This window comes from Micromonospora sp. CA-248212 (assembly GCF_050948405.1).
GTDB lineage: Bacteria > Actinomycetota > Actinomycetes > Mycobacteriales > Micromonosporaceae > Micromonospora.
In genome coordinates, this window is sequence record NZ_CP192023.1 from 4,842,670 (window position 1) to 4,858,193 (window position 15,524).

The window sequence follows — 15,524 nt, forward strand, 5'->3', positions numbered from 1 at the left end:
GGCGGCGGTCGCGGCGCGGCCAGGGTCATGCCATCTCGGCCATATGTGCCCGGTACGCGCGACCGGTGCGTTTCCGCTGTGGGTCGCCGTCACCGTCGACGTCGCCGTGCACCCCCTCATCGGCGGTGCGGGCAAGAGTGTCCAACTCGTCGCCACTGAACTGCCCGGCAACGCCTCCCACAGTCACCACCCGCTGCACGCCACCGCGCCCCGGCGGGGCCAGCGGCGGGGCCGATTCGTCGTATGCCAGCGTTACGCTGTCGACGGACCACGACTCGTCCTGCGCGGTCTCGAAGTAGAGGAGAGTGACCTTTTGCTGCCTCGGGTGGCGGCGGCCTGGTCGACGCCCGCCTCGCGCATCGCGGCCTGCACCTGAGCGGGCCGCTTCGACAACGGGGCTCGCAGATCGGCCGGGACAGCGGCCACTTCCCACGTCTTACCACGGCGCCCGCTCGGCGGAGCCTATGGTTGGTGAGTGAACCGCGCTCGATAACATCGGCTGATGTACTCGCTGACGGTTCAGGAGACGAAGGTTGTCGTACTTGCCGAAGGCAGTAGTTCATCTGATTTGGCCAACGCCAGAGGGCATCTCTTCGAATATTTCATCGCGCGGCTGCTGACCCGCTTCGGGTTCGAGGAACCCCGCCGTGAGAACATCAATGTCACCAGCAGCGGTATCGAGCTCGACGTCGTGCTCAGACATGGTAAAACCGGCCGGACTGTGCTGGTCGAGTGCAAGGCGTACGGCAGTCCGGTCCCGGCCAAGGAACTCGTCGCCTTCTACGGCAAAGTTCACGCGCGGCGGCTGGCCGAACCGGAAACCGAAGGGCTCCTGTTCGCGCTTCCGGGGTTGTCGCGCAGCGGAGCCGAGCAGGCCCGCACCATCCAGGCCAAAGACAGCCTGTTCGCCTACTTCGACGCTGACCGGACCGCCGACATCGCCCGCCAGCTGCACATGATCGAGCCCTTGCCCGCCCCGCTTCGCGACAGAATGCTCACCGACCCGGCCCTGGTGATCACCGAGTATGGGGTGTTTTCTGCGAGGGTCGTGCTGGACACCGACACTCGGCAGGGCACGGAGATCGTCGTCTGGGGCACGGCCCCGGTTCCTGCGAAGGTGCTGGAACTCGTCGCCGAAGACGCGTACGCCCGGGGCCTGCCCGTCTCGCCGTACCGCACTCCGCCGGATGCGCAACCTGTTGGGGTGGCAGCCGACCTACCGGTGCTAGTGGAGGTCCGCGGTAGTGACACTGGCCTCGACTACCGGCTGCCCGCAGCCGCCGAGTTCTTCGTCGGCCGGCGGCAGTTGATCGACCAGATCATGGGAAAGGTCGGCACGGCCTCCTCTATTGTGATCCACGGCAAATCGGGATGGGGCAAGAGTTCGGTCGCCCTGCGCCTCAAGACCGAGATTGAGCGACATGGCGGCTACGCAGCCGTTTTTGACACCCGCACCGCGGGCCGCAGTGGATACGCGGCCGCCGCGCTGGGTTGGTTCGTCGAACAGGCCGCAGCGGCCGGGCACGTCACACTAGGGGACGACCGGTCCTGGAACGGCGTGGCGAACGCCGTCAAGAGTGCCGGCAACGCGACATGGCACACGCCGAAACGGCCCCTGCTGCTGTTCTTCGACCAGTTCGAGGCGGTGCTCACCGACGAACTGGCCTCCCGCGACTTCCGCGACCTGGTCCTCGCGATCGCCGGCACCGACGTCCCGTTGACGCTGGGGTTCGCCTGGCGAACCGACATGGGCGAATGGTTCGACGACCTCGCGCACCCGGTCCGCCACCAGATATTGGCGACGTCCGCGGTGTTCACGCTGGAGACATGGACCGATGACGAGATTGATGACGCCCTGGCACGACTCGACGCAGGGTTGCCGCCCGGCACAAAAGCGAAGCTACGGACGTACTGCCAGGGGCTTCCGTGGCTGCTGAAGAAGCTTGCCGAGCACGTCGCCGATCAGCGTCGTGACATGCTGGCGCATCAGCAGTTCGATGTCGCAGCCCTGTTCGACAAGGACCTCTCGGGCCTGCGGCCGGTGGAAAGGCACACACTGGAGAAGGTCGCCGCGGTGGCGCCGGTCTCCATAGCCGAGGCAGCCGAAATGGTTCCGGCCGCCGTCATCGACTCGCTGATCGCCGCACGTCTGCTGGTGGAGATCGGCGGCCGGCTCGACACGTACTGGGACACCTTCCGCGAGTATCTGATCTCTGGACGACTACCGGAGGAGGTCCGCTCGGACGTCGCGCACTGGCGCCGGGAATGGCAGTTGTCCGGCTGGCAGCGGCTGCTTCCGCACGATGCGATGTTCGTCGAGATCGCCGTCGCCACCGCCACCGTCCTGGAAATCGACGGCAGCCTGGCCGACCTGCTCGACCATCTCGGCGTCGTCCGCGCCGGCGTGCTGCCCGAAGGCACGCAGACGCCCTTGGACTGGGGGATCAGCGACGACAACGACGAGGAGACCAACCTGCTGAAGGCACATTCACGGGAGTCCTTCCGGTCGGCGTTGTCCGCGCTGGACATCAGGGAACCGGCAACGATTGGGGAACTCGCGGACACGTTGGCAGCCATTGGCGTCTACCACCGCAGCGTCGAGGACGGTGTCGAGCGGTGGCGGTGCGAGGACGATCTCCCGCCGGTGGCGCAGGTGCTGACGCTCACCGACCAGTTCGTGCACGACGAGGAACGGGTAGCCTTGCTAACCCGGATCCGGCCGGCCGTCGACCATCTGCTCCGGCACCTTCGCGGCAGGGGATGTCCGGAGGTCGTTGTCACCAGCGTGCAACGGCTCGCCGACGAGGCGTCGATGGGCGGGCCCGCGGTCCGCGACGCGCTCGCCGGCATGATCCGTGACGGGGACACACGCGTCCAGCGGTTCATGAAGGACGTTGATCCCGCTGACCTGGAGCGTATTGCCGAGCACGCCCGCATCACGCTGCTGCTCGACTGGAGCCGAGACGCAGGCGAGGCCGACCACGAGGACGACGACTGGGATGACATCGACCTGCAGCATCTGCGATGGTCCGGGCCGCCGTGGCAGGTCTACCAGAGCTTGGCCGAGCAGTTCCGGCAGGACGACGGCGACGTCATCGCGGTTCTCGGGGCGCTGCCGTTCGCCGTCCGGTTCCCCAACGGCAACAGGATCTTCTACAGCATGGCCCAGGCTGCGGTCGAACAACGGATCTCGGTTCCGGCGGCCGCGGGGGCGCTCCTGGAACTCGCACGGAACGGCCTGTTGATCTGGAATCACGAGGTACAGGAAGTGCAGTTCCGGGAGTCGGAGGACCCAGCGGTGTCGTCTTTCTTCGAGATTGCACCCAGACGGTGATCATTGAAGTCAGCCGCAGGCGTCGAAGCCACCTGGTCGCGCCGCCGTCACCCGGGGGCGACTCTGGTAGCGACCGCCCGGGTGAGCCTTGAATCCACAAACGACGAGGGTTGGAGTAGCACTGACGGTTGATAGCCGTTTCACAGGCATTCGTGATGGTTCTCGACAGGTCGAGCGCTCAGCGACCCGTCACCGGGGTCAGTCGTTGGCGGGGGGCGGCCACTTCCGCCCGGACCCAGGCGACCGCCAGGTCCGACGGACCGACCCACCTCGGGTATCTGGTGCCGAATGCCTGTTAGACCTCGGCGTCGGACGCGGCCTCCCGTGACACCGAGCAGCTTCAGCGGTCGCGGCAGATCACCGAGGCGCTGGCCGATTTCTATGAGCAAGCCGAGCGGGCGGCCGGCGTCACCGCTCAGGGTGCCAAGAAGGCGGTCCGCGTCATCGCCGATGCCGAACGGGGCGCCCGCGAGCCCGCCCGGCTCGCCGCGCAGGCGGTCGCCCGGCTCGAAGCCCTGGGCGAGACTCGTGGGACCATCGCGCAACTGACAAGCCCGTCAGTCAGTGCCGTGCGGAACCTGGTCGGCGAGGCGTCAGCGGCGCGAGCAGAGCCCGGGAATAACCGGCCGTCTCCCGGCCGCGCATACGTAGCGAGCGCGGACGATTCCGGGTCGGACAGCGACACCGACTCTGACCATCTTGGTCTGTGGGGGACTGCGATGAGGGCCGTGTTCGCGGACAGCGCGTCCGTGTCGAGCCGGCGGTAGGAGTCGGCGAGCACGCTGATCACGGTGAGGAGATACCAGCGGATGCGCTCGGGCAGCTCGGCGGCAGTCGCGGGACGGTTCCGCTTCGTCTGTTCGGGCACCCCCGGCACGTCCAGGCGGTGCGGCCAGGTCGGGTCGCGTCGGGTCGGTTCACGACGGCGCCGCCTTTCGCGGTGATGCCGTAGACGGCGACAGGTCGTCCCGGTGGTCGGCGAAGAATTGGTCGCCCTCAGCGAGTTGGATGATGATCCGGTCCCGACGCCCTGGTCATCGAGGACGTGGGGTTTGAACGCGATCGAGCTGCGTAGGTGCGGCCCGGTCACCTGCTAGCAGACGACGCCGGTCGCCCCGGACGTCGGCCGCGACGGCGACCAGGCCGTAGCCGGCCATGGCGTGGCTGGTCTCGGTCATAACGTGGCCCTCGTGGTGGAGACCTCGGCCGGGTCTTGAGAGACGGCGCAGCCATCGCCGGTCGCCGCCTGGGCGTCGGGATCGGTGGTCCGCCGGTGGGTGGTTGTGTCAGGTGCGGCGAAACACGGCGATGCCGGTGCCGGGGATCCTGACGTCGCGGACGGAGTCGCGGAACAGGTGCTCGACGAACGCTTCGGTGTGGAAGAACCGGTCCGGGATATCGGCGGCCCGCAGCGCGCCGGTCCAGCCGCGTCGGTCGCGTTCGACGGTGGCGAAGCCGTGGCGACCGGAGTGGACTCCGACGTACGCGGTGTTGACCGCGGTCGTGATCTGCTCGGCGGTGAGGTCGGTGGTGGTGGCACCTTCAACGTGCAGCCAGTCCCCGACGACCGCTGGCGGCAGGTTGTGGGTGGCGGCGAGGGCTTCGATGATGCACAGCACGTTGATGTCGAGACGGTCGCGGAGGCGGCCGTAGTCGCCGTACCCGAACGCGTCGACGATCAGGACCGGGCCGGTCGCGTCGCAGACCTGCCGCACATGACGTAGCGACTCGGCAGGGTCGGTGGTGATCCGGGTCCAGTGGGTGAGGGTCGGGTCGGCCTGGTCGGCGACGAGCACCTGCGTACCCGAATCACTCCGGTGCGGCTCGGGCCCGGGGCTGCGGCCGTTGCTGGCGTCACGCAGACGGGCCAGGCACTTGATGGCGCCGCGCGACAGGTGGGACAGGGCAACAACGGCTTGGGCCTGGTGGCGAAGCTGGTAGCTGGTCAGCGTGGCAGCGGGTGTGACGACCCGCGCGTTGTAGGTGAGCCACGCGACTGGGGTTCCGTCGCAGGAGACGACGTAATAAATCGTGTCACCGGTCACCGGAGTCCCCCGCTCCCGGTAGACGCTGTCGTGCAGCAGCGCGGCGGCCTCAGGCGTCAGGGCGCCAGCCGGGATGGGCCCGTGGCTGCGGTATCGCAGCGACTGGCCTTGAACCCTCCCGGCGTTCGTGTCGATGAGGTTCCGCATCTCCCGCAACGCCTCGGTCTGCGAACTCCGACTCATCACAGCCCTCCGACATCGCGACGATTCGCGGAAGGGTGTCGTGACGGGCCTGCCGGGGGCCCCTGGTTCACGACCGGTGCCCGCGTGTCGGGCTTCGGGAACGCGTACCGGAACGTGTCGAAGTCCTCCAGAACGAGGGCGAGCCAGGGCCGCCGCTGGCGGGCCGCCGCCCTAAGGAGGTCGATCAGGAGGCGGCCGTCGGAGAACCGCTGGGTCAGTTCGAGGTGCTCGACGAAGTCGTCGCCACCGATTTCGTCGGTGTGCCCGAGTTCCTGGCGGGTACCTGAGCCCCAGCCGTCGGCGTAGACGACCTGCTGCCCGGAGTCGGGCCGGCCCGGGTCGGCGGGCAGGCCGGGGATGCCGTTGCTCATCAGGTAGGTGCCGTCGTCCTTGACCCACAGCAGCGCCGGCACCGCGGGCCGGCCCTCGTCCTCGCGGGTCAGCGACCGCACGTTTTCGGGTGCGGCAAGGGCGTGCTCGGCCAGGCGCAGCGCCTCGTCCAGGGGAAACAGCAGGCTGATCATCGGCGGGTTTCCCTTGTCAGTTGCAGGTCTGGCGGGACGGTGCTGGTCCACGTGAAGGTCATGGCGTCCAAGACCGGACGGCCGTCGACGGTCACCGCGAGCCCGAAGTCGTCGCCGTCCTCGGTGAGCACCTCGACACGCAGATCGGCGCTGCGGTCGGTGGGCTGATACACGCGCACGACGTACTTGTCCGCGGTGACGGCGGCGACCTGTAGCCCGTAGCGGGTCTCGGTCACCTCGGCCTCGATCTCCCACGCCTCATCGATCAGTGGCCGTCCGCTGCCCGAGATCAGCCCACACAGCAGCTCGACCACGTCGGCACCGGAAGGGTCCGCCTCACGGTTGAGAAACGCCGTCAGCTCGTCGACGATCATCGTGTCCGGATGCCGGTCGCCGGTCATCGCGCCGCCCTCGTGGCCAGGACATAGCGGCGGACCCGATCCCAGGACTCCTCCGTCAGCACGCCGAGCGCCCGTGCCTCGTCAAGGTGATCCAGTGCCGCCGGATGGTCCCCGGCCTCGAACGCCGTCTGGGCCGCGGCGAACGCCGTCTCACCCTGCTCGCGGCGCAGGTCGTGCCACTGCTGCGGGTTGCGGACCGGACCGGTCTCCGTGAGCGCCTCGGGATGGGTCCGACCGTAGGCGTAGATCCAATCCCACTCCTCACGAGTGGCTTTGACGATCTCGGCCACGTACCGGCAGCCGTCGCCAGTGACCCGCTGGTAGCCGGGGCCGTGCTCTTCGAGGGCGAGCAGGATCTGTCGCTGGCGGATGCGCACCAGCCGGGCAGCCCGGTCATCGGGGATGGTGCCGGTGGCTGCCTGGGGATTGCTGGTCATGTTTGCGGTTCCGATCAGGTCAGGGGACGGGGTTTCGCCGGAGACGGCCTCGATAGGCGCATCGATGAGGTCCGGGGCACCGACGCGGCAAGACGGCGGGAGGCCAGCGCGCTGCGCTGGCCTCCCGCCGAAGGGCGTTAGTGCGGTGAGACGTCAGACGGTGGTCAGGGACTCGGACTCGGTCAGTTCGGCGAGGGCGAGGTCGGTGACCAGTTCCTCGATCGGGTCGCTGGCCTCGGAATCTGCTCCCTGTCCGCCGCCCGGCTCGCCGCGCTCACCGTCGGCGGTGCCGTCTGCCGGCAGCTCGATCTCGGCGACCTCGCCGTCGAGGTCCGGATCGAGGTCCTGGTCGGCGCTCTCATCGGGCTCCTCGTCGCCCCGCAGGGACTGCCGCAGCGTCATTTCCGCCTCCGACAGGGTGTAGCCGTCGGCGACGAGTTGGTCGAGCCAGAACGCCGCCGAGTCAGCGTCGAATTTCCAGGCTATGTCGGCGGCGGCGTAGCCGAGGTTGCGCTCGTGGGCGCAGATCCACTGCGCCACCAGGCACCGGCGCAACCGGTCCTCACCGGCCGCCAAGATTACGTCTATGCCGTGACCACCCAACGCCGTGTACAGGTCGTCGACGTCGGCGAACCGGATCGAGGCGGTGTCGGCCACGGCGTTGCGCAGCGCCTCGGGGAACAGGCGCTTCGAGGCGCGGGCTGAGGCGTAGGACTTGCGGTAGAAGTCCTGCCGCACGGTCGTGGCCAGCGTGAGGTTCTCGAGATACTCGGCGTGGACCCGCTCGGCTTCCTCCCGCTCGGCCAGCTCATCCTTCGACAGTTGGGGGCCGAATCTGTTGAAGCGGGTGTAGCCGTACCGGTCCGGGTCGGTGCAGTACACCACCGCCCGCGCGGCGTCGCCGAGGCCCTTCTCCACGAACGCGGCGAACCCCGGCCGTGCCATCACCACATCCGGATCGAGGCGCTGCCCATCGGCGTCGACCAACGCGTCGGCGGCCACCTCGAGACCACTGTAAGGGAACGATTTCGGCTTCCCGGTGACCTTCACCCCTGCGAGAACCAGCTCGGCCTTGAGCCGTTCCTTCGCCGCGCCGAACACACGCTTGGACCGCTCCGAGGCGATCGCATGCCGCAAACCCCACGCCGACCCTGTCGCCTTGAGGATCCGGGTGAGGGCGGCGGGTTCCTCGGTGAACTCAGCGAGCGCGGCGGCGTCCTCCAGGGTCAGAGCACCAGCGTCGGCGGCGCCACGGGCCGCCTGCGGAAGCGCACGCAGTTGCAGGGTCTGCTTGACCTTCGCCGTGGGAATCGCGCGGACCTTCGCGATCTGCTCCGGGGACCAGTCCAGCAGGGTGAGCTGGTGAAACGCCTCCGCTTCCTCAGTCGGGGTCAGCCCGATCCGGTGGCCGTTCTCCGCGAGCTGGGCGACGATCTGCAACGCAGCACCCTCGTCGGCGGCGACCCAGCACGGCACCTGGCTCACCCCCAGGTCGATCGCCGCGTACTTACGACGATGCCCGATGATCAACTGGAACATGTTGTCGCTGCCCTCGACCGGGATGACGACCAGGGGACACAGAACCCCGACCACGGCCATCGACGCCTTCAGGTCGGCCAGGTCACCGATGTCGGTGCGCAGGTTGCGCGGGTTGTCGACCAACTCGCTCGGATCGATGTACTCCGACCGAAGCGTCGGCAGATCAGTAGGCGGAATCAGATCGAGACCGTCACCAACGATCTCGCCGGTGACGACCTCGTCGGAAGTGACAGGGGTCAAGGTGGCTGTAGACACGGAAAGTCCTTCCAACAACGGAAAAAGGGGAAGCCGCCCATCGGCCGGCGCGGTGGCCGGGTGAGCGGTGCTGGCCCGATCCGTCAAGGCCGACCGATCGGCACGGCCCCGCAAGACCCACCCCCGGCCGTATCCACGCAGCCGGGCACGGTTGAGACGGGGTGGGCCTTGCGGGGCCAGCCGCGGTCGGCCAGGATCGAGGGCCAGCAACCGCACCCCGGGCATCCCGCCTCAGGCGAGCGGCAGAATCGGTTCGCGAGACCCGAACAGCTCAGCCGCTCTCAGGCAGCGGCTAGGTGCATCGCCTGGATGGCGGTGGACTCCAGTTCGTGCGCCGCGTCGGCGTCGGTCAGAGTTTGCGCCACCGACGTGACGGCGTGCATCACCCCGCCCGCGGACAGGTCCGCGCCGGCGATGAAGTGCGCGAGGATGCTCTGCTGCTGCTCCTCGGTATACCGCAACTGCTGCCCGACCACCTTCAGCGTGGTGTTCGGGTCGGTGATCGGAGTGCCCGCCGCGGCTTCCAACCCCCGCAGCGCCTGCGCGATGTAGTCAGGGTCGAGGAACGCGGTCACCGCGTCCGTGGTCCGCGACGTGATCAGCTCCAGGGTCTTGCGATTCGTCGCCTCCGACGCGGTGACCACCCCGTCGTCAGCGGTCATCCGGGACCCGACGTGCGTCCGGCGCAGGGCGTCACGGCGCAGGGTCATGCCGTTGCGGCACACCTCGAACCGCACCCACGGGGCGATAGAGAACGCCCCACAGCCGGTTTCGGAGTTGCGGATCAGGAAACCGGCCGACACGATCGGCAGGTCGGCACCGGCGCGGCCGTCGAACGGCGACCGGTAGCGGTCCAACAGCCGGGGCGCGGCCACCTGCACCTGCGGTGAGTAGACCCGCAGATACATGCGCCGGTCAGTCAGGTCACAGCCAGCGAACCGCACATGGACACCGGCTTGGCGGATCCCGTCGAGGGCGGCGAAGAGGACGTCAAGGTTGTCGATGCGGGCGTACCGGTCCGACAGCACCGCCCGGGCCACACCGCCGCCGGTGTTACCGCGCAGGCAGCGGACCAGGAACGTGCGGTGGTCGCGCTGCAGCCACCCGTTGACGTTGTCGTCCCACAGATCCGGGTGCTCGGCGGCCAACCGCCGCAGGTAAGCGACGGGGATACCGAGCTTGTCGGCCAGGCCGGTGTTGGCCACATCGTTCGGGGCGTACGTGCCGGCGGTCATCGTCACCCCGTCCGGGCCGAGTTGCGGCTCGGTACCGTCGAGGACCAGTTTCCCGCCGACAGCGCGCATCCGCCCGGCCCCGGCCTTCACATCCACCACGCGGGTGGACTGGTCAGCGAGCATGCGGCGGAGCTGGTCGAGTTCCAGATTCCGGTTGGCCGGCACAGTGATCATCGGAGACACACAAAGCACTCCTTACAACAGTGAGGGGAAAGAGAGGCCGCCCGTCCTCGTGGCCGAACGTGGCTTGATAAAGGCCACAGCGCGCGTCGGGACGGGCGGTGGTGCGCCCGGCCTCCCCGGTGGGGGCTGGGGCACGAGGACAGCTACCCGCCGGTCGCGCCGACGACGTCACAGCCCCGACAAGCCGGAAACAGGCGGGAGACGATCACGGCCGGCAGGCCGAGATCGTCTCCCGCCCCGGCGTGGGCGGGGCTTGACGGCGGCCAGCGGCGGCGGGAGCGTCGGTCCTCGCACCCAGCACCCCGGGGAAGGGCCGGAACCCGGCAAGCCCTGAGTGGGAGCAGGGTGATGTGTCGTTCGCGTCAGCCGGAGGACGGTTGAGGTAAGGATCGAGCGACGGTCATCAGAGCGAGATGACGCTCGGTTCGCCGCCGACGTGGTCGAGCACCTGTTGGAGGGCGTCGGTGCGGGTGTAGTCCCCTCGCCAGATGGTGGTGCAGCGCCCTTGGCGGATGACGTGTACAGCCCAGCCGCCGGGCTCGGGATTGATGACGTGAACGGAATCGGCGTACTGGCCCTCGCCACCGATGACGACGACCGATCGCTGCTGCACGCGGGACAACGTCTCGGCGACCAGGCGAGTGAGGTCGCGTCTGGCGTCGGCCTCGGTTAGTGCTTCGCAGGTGAACGGGTTGAACCCGGTGTGGCCGTCGAGCCGGAGGTCGACGTGCCACGGAGCGCCACGGGTGCCGGCGCGGTAGAGGGTGATCGGTAGGCGGATCACGGATGCCTTCCGGACACGACGCACGCGACTCCTCCTTCCGGGAGGAGTTCGCTGCGGCGTGCGGTCTGGTGCTGCCACGCATGGACCTGGGCGTGGAAGCGGGTGAAGCCGAAGCCGATCAGCTCCTGCTCCTCGGCGAGGAACACGGCGTACACCGGTTCCCAGGCCCGCCATCCGCGGTTCGCCGACGCGACGATCAATTCGGGGGTGGTGGGCATCGACGCGAGTTTCGGTGTGCTGAGCAGATCGGCGTAGGCGTGCAGGTGCTCGCGAATGTTCGGGTCGCCGGTGACGGCCAGCACGGCGCTCATTGCCGCTCCCCTCCGGTCGAGGTCGTGGCGGGTGGCCACGCGCCGACGGTGAAGCCGGGGATGTGCGCGTCGAGCGCCGCGGCGATGAGCAAAGTCAGCCGGTCTACAGGGTTGACCGTCAGGACACGGCGAGCCGCGGCGTGGGCGATCGCCTCCTCGCCGCGCATCCACGCACACCACGCGGCCAGGCTCCCCGGCCCGGTGACGTAGGCGTCGGGCATCCGGCGGGTCATGTCGAGCCACAGATCGCGCTGCCACATTCGCCCCGACGTGGCCTTCCACGCCCGTGCGCGTAGCCGCTTGTCGCGCAGCAGCACACCCAGTTCGGCGACCTGTGCGGTGGTGAGCCGGAACCCGTCGCCGGCCACATCCATGAAGAAGGCCAGCTTCGCCTGCTCCGGGTAGCCCCTGCTGCGGATAGCGGCGATCTCCGCACCGACCGCGGCTTGTTCGACCGGGTCGGGCTTGGCGAGCGCGAGCAGGTGGGACCGGTCAGGTAGGGCGACGATGCCGTGAAACGCGGCCCGCGCCGCCGTCGCGGTGGCCGTCGGATCGAACACCACCCCACCCGAGGCGTCACAGGGGCACCCGAGGCAGAAGTAGTGCCCGACAGCGACCAGGAACGCCTCCGCCACGGGCACGTGACGTGCCAGGTCAGCGGCCACTGCCGCGACCGCGCCGGACGCGCTCAGCGGACCGTAACCGACGACGATCAGGGACTGGGAATTCCCCCGGGCGGCGACGGTACGGACCGTGTCGGTGACGTGGGTGGCAGGCGCGGTCAGATCGTGACGGGCGGCTGCCTGGATCTCGTGGTCGGCCTGGACGAACAGCACCACCAGGCTGTCCGCCGGGTGATAGCCAAGCAGGTACGGCACCAGCCCGAGCAAATCCTCGGGGGTCCGCATCTGAAACGGGAATCGGTTCTCGGGCATGGTGAGGAACTCCGTCAGGTCGCAGGAGAAAAGGAAGAAGCGACGAGAAGCCACGAGCGAACCGCGCAGGGCTCTGCCCCGGGTCGGCGGCTGTCGCAGTGAGGACGTCGTGGCGAACCCGGCGGGGTCGTTGCCCGCGCTGGCGCGTCGACGCCGATTCAGGCGCCGACGCGCCAGTGGCGAGGGGCCGCGCAAGCAGAAGGCGCGCACCAGCGCCTGGGGGTTCGGCGGTTTCCGTCGGCGATCGGGGGTCAGCGGTCCCGGGCCCCGGCCGTCAGAAACACATCGGTGTCCTCGATGACCCACGGGGCGTCGGAGTACCTGGGCAGCCGGCCGATGGCCTGCCGGCGTAGGGCGTTGCAGAACTGGTACGCCTCACTGCCACGCCAACCCGGGTGCTCACACGACTGGTACTCGTAGCAAGACAGCGCCTTGAGGACCACGATCGGGTCCGGAGTTCCCGGAAGCCAGGTGAACAGGTACGGCTCCTCGATCTCGTCTTCGGCGTACCGGTGGTTCACGCTGGCCCGGTTCTCCGCCAACAACATCGCACCGACCCGACCCGCGGTTGGTAGCGTCAGATCGCGGCGGCGCTGGACGGACTCCAGCTGCGACTCCGACGACGTCCAACTGCCCCGATCTGACGTCGCGGTGGGGCTCGGCCAGTACCAGGACAGTGGGTAGCCCGTCTCGGCGAAGCGAAGACCGGCGGTGAGCATCGCGTCGATGTGCACGTTGGGAACCTCGAAGGCACTCATCGGGCACCGACCAGCGGAAACGGGGACAGGGCAGATCGCATGGGACACCTCTTCGGGAGTCGCACGATCGCGTACCCCGACGACGGTGAAGCCGCCGGGGACGCGCTGACTCCCGCCGCGTACCGGCCCGGATGCCCGCAGGCAGGCAAGGGCCCCGGCCAGCACCGGTCACCCGCGCCAACGCCCGACCAGCGAACAGGTACGTCGGTGACCGGTGCGGACGGAAGCGCCCTTTGCCGGACAAGGGCCGGGACGGTAAACGCGCGGGAAGGACAGCACGGCACCGCGCGGCCGCGATCGGTTCGCCACCCGCGACAGAGGAAGACACGCGATGGGGCATCGTGTGGTTCTGACGGTCTCGCTCGATCGGCCCCACCGGGGCGGCGCAAGCTGGCCCCACCGGAGATCGTCGGGGTGGTGGCGTGGCGGCCTGAACTGGCCCCACCAGGCGGCTCGCCCGCGACTACGGTGTGTCACCTCGGCGGGGGTAGCGAGGGCGCGGATCACGGCTACGCCTGATCAAGCGATAGCGGCTGCCGACGTCACCACCTTTGTCGTCAACCGACAGTGGCGGCAGCGGCACCCACCCGCAAACCGGTCCCGCTCCTCTCGATCGCGACGGCCACGACCGGACCCCGCAACGGAAGGCTCCATGTCAACCTGACCACATCCTCGGTCACGTGCTCCCGGCTCGGCAGCCTGCGCTGTCCGGTGCCGTCGATCATCACGAACGAGGTCAACCTCACGTCGCCGTCCGGAACCTCGACCCGTACCCCGTCGCCATCGCTGACCGCGGTCATCGGCAGCGTCGGCAGCTCGGGATCGATCCGCTCGTCGCCGACCTGACCGAGCGGCACAAGGACCAGCAACGGCCAGACCGATCGCAGCGGACCGGTCGAGTAGCGCACCACCACGACCTCGCTCAGCATGTCGGAACGCAACCGGTCGTCCACCGCCAGCCAGCCAGCCGCCGCGCCATCCCCGCCGGCGCCAGCGTCGGCCTCTCGGAGCGCCTTGCCGAGACGGGCGAAGACGGGTTGAAACCCATCCACATCCACATACACGCTGATCAAGTGGTTCCCGGATCGGCCGGGGATGACCACCGCCCCAAGTGGATTGCCCCCACTTGAAGGGCCGGCGGACGCGCCGCTACTGGGCGGGGACAAGGTCAACGTCGCTGGCGCCTCGCCCGAGCCGAAGAGCTAGAACGAACATCAGAAAGTGTTGTAGCCGAGCCGGTCATTCTCGTCCTGCATCGCGGCAGGAATCGGCGGCGATACCCGCTTTGGAGTCGTCACTGGGACGGTCCAGGTCCAGTGTGCGGCTTCTGAGGAACTCGTCGGTCTCCCGCACCGGCACGTCCACTGGTCCATATCCTTGTCGACCGGATGAGGCGGGTAGAACCGCAGCTTCAGTTCCTCGACCAAAGAGGTGTCGCGGTGCGGCCGCAGCACGTCCACGAACACCCGTACCGGCTTGCCGGCGACGTGGGTCATGCCGTTCATTGAGAGCGTTGACCTGCTGTTGCCTTGCACCGTGTCGCCGAGGATCCGATACGAGTGCTTCGGGATGAAGGTGAAGAACAGGTTTTCCTCACCGGTGCGAGGGTTGCGCTCGATGACGAAAGTCGCGTCCGGGTCGCCCGGACGGTAGAACTCATGATCGCGGTCGAGTTCGACCTGCGCGACCTTGGCGGCCGACTCCGCGGAGGCCTTGGCGTGGACCGCGGAAGTCTCCGATGCATCGGCGGATCGTTGCGAGGCCGCGGCGCTTCGAGCGCCATATACCCAGGACACGATCAGGGCCGCGACGCTGACCACGACTGCGGCGACGGTAAGAGTGGTATTCACGGCGCTGGAGCGTAGAGCCAAGGTGTGACAGTTCCGCGTTTGGGAGGCTGTCCAGGGCGGGTTTGTCTGCTTCGCTGCGAGCGCAAATGCACCCTGTCGAGGGCTCCACTTCGGGATGGCGGTCGAGCGGTCGGCACCTACCCTGTGCGGGTGATCTCCGCAGCGGTGCAGAAAGTCGACGTCGTTCACGACTGGATGGACTGGGTCCAACTCCTGGTCGGCGTCCTGGGAGTCCTTGCGCTCTGGTTGGCCTACCGGGCGCAAAGGGAGGCCACCAGGGCGCGGCAGGAGATCCCTGCCGAACGCCGGCGACAGTTCGAGTTGGAAATTCTGCGCGGTGTGCTCGACGACCTCGACGAAAAGCAAGTCCTCCACGAGGTCGAGTTCTCCCCATCCCGCCTGCAGCGCTACCAGCACCGGCTGGCGCCGCTGCCCGACTCGGCGCTGCCGTTCTGGCGGCAGGCAATGACCGTGGATTGGTACGACAGCCTGCCCGACGATCACGGTTTCCGGGCGCGGCAGAAGGCCTTGAGCGTCAGCCGGTTCGCGGTGGTCCAGCAACTCGGCAGTAACCCTGACGACGCAGAGCTCAGGGCCGAAGCCGACCGGCAGGCGGCCGAACTTTCGGCGGCCGCCACCCAGTTCGCCGACGACATCCGCGGGCGCCTGCTGGACGAGTTGCTGGCGGCGATCAGGGAACGAGTTGAAGCGGGCGCTGATCAGCCTCAGCGCTGGTGGCAGTGGCGCTGA

At 68.4% G+C, this 15,524-nt stretch carries 15 protein-coding genes; 3 read left to right on the top strand and 12 right to left on the bottom strand.

Annotated features, from left to right (window positions below):
- Window positions 1-43 precede the first annotated feature (43 nt).
- Window positions 44-376, top strand: coding sequence for a hypothetical protein (locus tag ACQP03_RS22730; protein WP_357171053.1), 333 nt, complete (start codon window positions 44-46; stop codon window positions 374-376).
- A 126-nt stretch (window positions 377-502) separates the two neighbouring features.
- Window positions 503-3,334 (top strand): DUF6042 family protein, encoded by a 2,832-nt coding sequence (locus ACQP03_RS22735; protein WP_357171051.1) that lies wholly within the window; start codon window positions 503-505, stop codon window positions 3,332-3,334.
- Window positions 3,335-4,620: 1,286 nt separating this feature from the next.
- On the opposite strand, the gene ACQP03_RS22740 is transcribed toward ACQP03_RS22735, so the two are convergent.
- From ACQP03_RS22740 to ACQP03_RS22795, 12 genes are all read right to left on the bottom strand, one after another.
- Window positions 4,621-5,562: a hypothetical protein gene (locus tag ACQP03_RS22740; RefSeq protein ID WP_357171049.1), complete on the bottom strand. Its 942-nt coding sequence runs from the start codon at window positions 5,560-5,562 to the stop codon at window positions 4,621-4,623.
- Window positions 5,562-6,086 (bottom strand): DUF3085 domain-containing protein, encoded by a 525-nt coding sequence (locus ACQP03_RS22745; protein WP_357171047.1) that lies wholly within the window; start codon window positions 6,084-6,086, stop codon window positions 5,562-5,564. Before ACQP03_RS22745 ends, ACQP03_RS22740 begins: the two co-directional genes overlap by 1 nt.
- The gene (locus ACQP03_RS22750; protein WP_357171045.1) at window positions 6,083-6,487 is read right to left on the bottom strand and encodes a hypothetical protein; all 405 of its coding nucleotides are present in this window, start codon (window positions 6,485-6,487) and stop codon (window positions 6,083-6,085) included. The genes ACQP03_RS22745 and ACQP03_RS22750 overlap by 4 nt, the downstream gene beginning before the upstream one ends.
- Window positions 6,484-6,924 (bottom strand): hypothetical protein, encoded by a 441-nt coding sequence (locus ACQP03_RS22755; protein ID WP_357171043.1) that lies wholly within the window; start codon window positions 6,922-6,924, stop codon window positions 6,484-6,486. The genes ACQP03_RS22750 and ACQP03_RS22755 overlap by 4 nt, the downstream gene beginning before the upstream one ends.
- 153 nt (window positions 6,925-7,077) lie before the next feature.
- Window positions 7,078-8,718: a ParB/RepB/Spo0J family partition protein gene (locus ACQP03_RS22760; RefSeq protein ID WP_357171041.1), complete on the bottom strand. Its 1,641-nt coding sequence runs from the start codon at window positions 8,716-8,718 to the stop codon at window positions 7,078-7,080.
- Between the two features lie 281 nt (window positions 8,719-8,999).
- Complete coding sequence (locus tag ACQP03_RS22765) at window positions 9,000-10,127, bottom strand: DUF932 domain-containing protein (protein ID WP_357171039.1); 1,128 nt, start codon at window positions 10,125-10,127, stop codon at window positions 9,000-9,002.
- 412 nt (window positions 10,128-10,539) lie between these two features.
- Window positions 10,540-10,944, bottom strand: a complete 405-nt coding sequence (locus tag ACQP03_RS22770; protein ID WP_357171037.1) for a hypothetical protein — start codon at window positions 10,942-10,944, stop codon at window positions 10,540-10,542.
- Entirely contained in the window at window positions 10,917-11,231 is a 315-nt protein-coding gene (locus ACQP03_RS22775; RefSeq protein WP_357171035.1) for a hypothetical protein, read from the bottom strand. Before ACQP03_RS22775 ends, ACQP03_RS22770 begins: the two co-directional genes overlap by 28 nt.
- Window positions 11,228-12,220, bottom strand: coding sequence for a DUF4192 domain-containing protein (locus ACQP03_RS22780; protein WP_357171033.1), 993 nt, complete (start codon window positions 12,218-12,220; stop codon window positions 11,228-11,230). Before ACQP03_RS22780 ends, ACQP03_RS22775 begins: the two co-directional genes overlap by 4 nt.
- 197 nt (window positions 12,221-12,417) lie before the next feature.
- Complete coding sequence (locus ACQP03_RS22785) at window positions 12,418-12,924, bottom strand: hypothetical protein (RefSeq protein ID WP_357171031.1); 507 nt, start codon at window positions 12,922-12,924, stop codon at window positions 12,418-12,420.
- 557 nt (window positions 12,925-13,481) lie between these two features.
- Window positions 13,482-14,027: a hypothetical protein gene (locus ACQP03_RS22790; protein ID WP_357171029.1), complete on the bottom strand. Its 546-nt coding sequence runs from the start codon at window positions 14,025-14,027 to the stop codon at window positions 13,482-13,484.
- A 111-nt stretch (window positions 14,028-14,138) separates the two neighbouring features.
- Window positions 14,139-14,774: a hypothetical protein gene (locus tag ACQP03_RS22795; protein ID WP_357171027.1), complete on the bottom strand. Its 636-nt coding sequence runs from the start codon at window positions 14,772-14,774 to the stop codon at window positions 14,139-14,141.
- 150 nt (window positions 14,775-14,924) lie between these two features.
- On the opposite strand from ACQP03_RS22795, the gene ACQP03_RS22800 reads away from it, so the two are divergent.
- Complete coding sequence (locus ACQP03_RS22800) at window positions 14,925-15,524, top strand: hypothetical protein (protein ID WP_357171025.1); 600 nt, start codon at window positions 14,925-14,927, stop codon at window positions 15,522-15,524.